The sequence below is a fragment of the Gordonibacter sp. genome, from assembly GCF_036667095.1.
Lineage (GTDB): Bacteria > Actinomycetota > Coriobacteriia > Coriobacteriales > Eggerthellaceae > Gordonibacter.
The window spans coordinates 1-2,657 of the sequence record NZ_JAVWUP010000084.1 but is presented as its reverse complement, the minus strand read 5'-3'; the positions used below and the strand labels follow the sequence as shown (position 1 = coordinate 2,657).

Here is a 2,657-nt window from a genome sequence, read left to right as displayed (position 1 = left end):
CGGACGAGCGATGTGAAAACGACCAAGAGCGTTAATGCCTGTTGGCTCCTTTTGAATCTCATGGGATAATGCGATCTGCTTATATTCGCGAGAAGGAGACCTTTATGGCAGGTGCAGGAAATCGAGTCGCGCGACTCGCCTTGATTCAATTCGAGAGCGTGCTGTGCGATCCGGCGGCGAACACCACGACAGCATGCGCTCTGATCGCCGACGCCGCTGCGCAAGGCGCCGATCTCGTAGTACTGCCCGAGTTGTTTTCGACGGGGTATGAACTCAATATCGTCGGCCCTCGCATTCCCGAGCTGGCCGAGCCGATTGACGGCCCGACGGTTACTGCCTTGCAGCAGGCAGCACGTCAAGCAAACTGCTACGTCGTGGCCGGTCTCGCTCTCACGCATGAGATGCCAGGGGTGGCCTATAACAGCGCCGTGCTTATCGACCGATCGGGCAACCTGGCGGGAGTTTACGACAAGCAGCATCTGTGGGCTCTCGAGCGCTTCTACTTCCGCTCCGGCGAGGGCAGCCCGGTGTTCGATACCGACTTTGGCCGTCTTGGCATCCTCATATGCTACGACTTGGGTTTCCCTGAGGTGGCGCGTATGTTGGCGCTGCAGGGTGCGGAGATTCTCGTCTGTCCTTCGGCTTGGTGCGCCGAGGACATGGATGTGTGGGATGTAAACGTACCTGCCCGCGCACTGGAAAACACCGCGTTCGTTGCGGCTGTCAACCGCTTTGGCTGCGAAGACAAGCTGGTCATGCCCGGCCACACGAAGGTCTGCAACCCGCGCGGCCACGTTGTCGCCGAGCTGCAAGAAGAAACCGCGGGCGTGCTGCACGTCGAGCTGGATCTCGATGATGTCGTACGCCATCGCGTGTCGAGCCCGTATCTTCGCGACCGTCGCCCCGACCTTTACGATCAGGTGCTGCTGCCTTAGGCGACCCAATCCTCCGTTCGATTGCGCTGCGCTTGGTGCGCTCCTGTTACGAACAAGGCCCGTTACCTCACGTAACGGGCCTTGCGGGCAATCAAGCCAAGAGATGCTTCTCGAGGCGCTTAGAGCACCTGATCCGTCTCTGCGAACTGCACGGTGTCGACCTTCTTTATGCTGGCATACACCTTCATGATGACCCAGTACAGCACACCGGCCAAGACCAGCGAGTTCAGGCCGGGAATACCGATGCCGAAGACGCTGGTGATCTCGCCCACAGCGAAGCCAGCGACCCAGCAGATGATGGCGACAGGGTTCCATTTCTCAACCTTGGAAGGCAATTTCCCCTCGGCGCGCGACGCGTCCAGGTCGGCGCGCTTGCGGCGTAGCACGAAGTAGTCGATGACCATGATGCCGGCCACGGGAGGAATGGCCACACCCAGCAGCACCAAGAATTCGGTGAAATAGTTGATGATGCCGATGACCGACAGGAACGTGCCCACGATGCCCAGTGCCCACACGAGCGCGTTGCGGTTGACCTTCTTGTTGAACAGCGCGTTCAGCATCGTGGCAAGACCCAAGCTCGACGAGTACAGGTTGATGTCGTTCAGCTTTACCGTAGAGGCTACCACGATGATGACGCCCACGATGCCCGATGTGGCCATCATCAAATCCACGACGTTCTCGGTGCCGGTAGCATGTGCGAGCATAACGGCCAGCAGGTTCATGCCCAGCTCTCCCACGAACGTGCCGATGAGCGTCATCCAGAACACCTGGTTGCCGTTCTTCAGGAAGCGTGCATAGTCGGGTGTGCAGATAGCGCCTGCGATGAAGCCGCCTGCAACCATCGTGGTGGCGGCGCCTAGTGTCAGCGGCACGCCCGGCGGAGCCATGGAAACCAACTCGCCGATGGTATGATCCTGCAGGATAACCCATGCGGCGAACAGCACCACGATCACGAACAGCGGTACGAACACGGTGGCGAAGTTCGCGATAGCCTTGATGCCGAATACTACCAGCAGCGTAATGCCGATGCCGGTAAGGATGGCCCACAGCGGATACTCGAACCCGCCCAAGAAGTCGGTGAAGGGAACGATGCTGCTCATACCCTGGCCGAACACGGAGTTCTGCACGCCGAACCAGCCGACCATTGAGATGGCCACGACACCGCCGAACACAGCCGAGCCACCTTTGCCGAAGCCCGCCCAGCGCGACAGCAGGCTCGTAGAAAGCCCTTCGTGCGCCGCCGCTGTGCCCAATGCCCAGCTGACTACCTGCAACAGCACCGAACCCAGCATGGTTGCCAGGAACGCGTCGAAAAACGACATGCCGTAGCCCAGTGCTGCGCCCAGCATGAGCTGGGACACGCAGCAGATCGCGCCGATCCTGATGAAGAGAACCCGCCAAAACGGCTGTTTCGCTTCGTCAGGAACGCGTGATAGCGAATAATCGATATCTTCGTTCTCAGCCATAGTTCTACCTTTCTAAACCCGAAATTCTCTGTGCGCCGCAACTGATTCGACGCGTTCTCCACGTATCGTGCGCGAGTGCGGTCGGCCTACGTGAGAAAGATGGGGGGAATTATACCTTGTTGCAACGCTGTTCGGTATGCGGTGCGCCAAGTTTTGCGCTGCGAGGTCGCAAATAGCGCGCTTTAGCCAGATGTGCGGCAAGATTTTCATCGTGGGACGTATCGTCGGGTGTCCAGGAGGGAGGCCCGCTTGTGCC

The 2,657-nt window shown here is 59.3% G+C and carries 2 protein-coding genes; one reads left to right on the top strand and one right to left on the bottom strand.

Going from position 1 to position 2,657, the window contains the following annotated elements; all coding sequences use genetic code 11:
• The first annotated feature begins 104 nt into the window (after positions 1-104).
• Positions 105-935, top strand: coding sequence for a nitrilase-related carbon-nitrogen hydrolase (locus RR842_RS08615; protein ID WP_332518086.1), 831 nt, complete (start codon positions 105-107; stop codon positions 933-935).
• 119 nt (positions 936-1,054) lie between these two features.
• On the opposite strand, the gene RR842_RS08610 is transcribed toward RR842_RS08615, so the two are convergent.
• Entirely contained in the window at positions 1,055-2,401 is a 1,347-nt protein-coding gene (locus RR842_RS08610; RefSeq protein WP_332512824.1) for a cytosine permease, read from the bottom strand.
• Between the last annotated feature and the right edge of the window lie 256 nt (positions 2,402-2,657).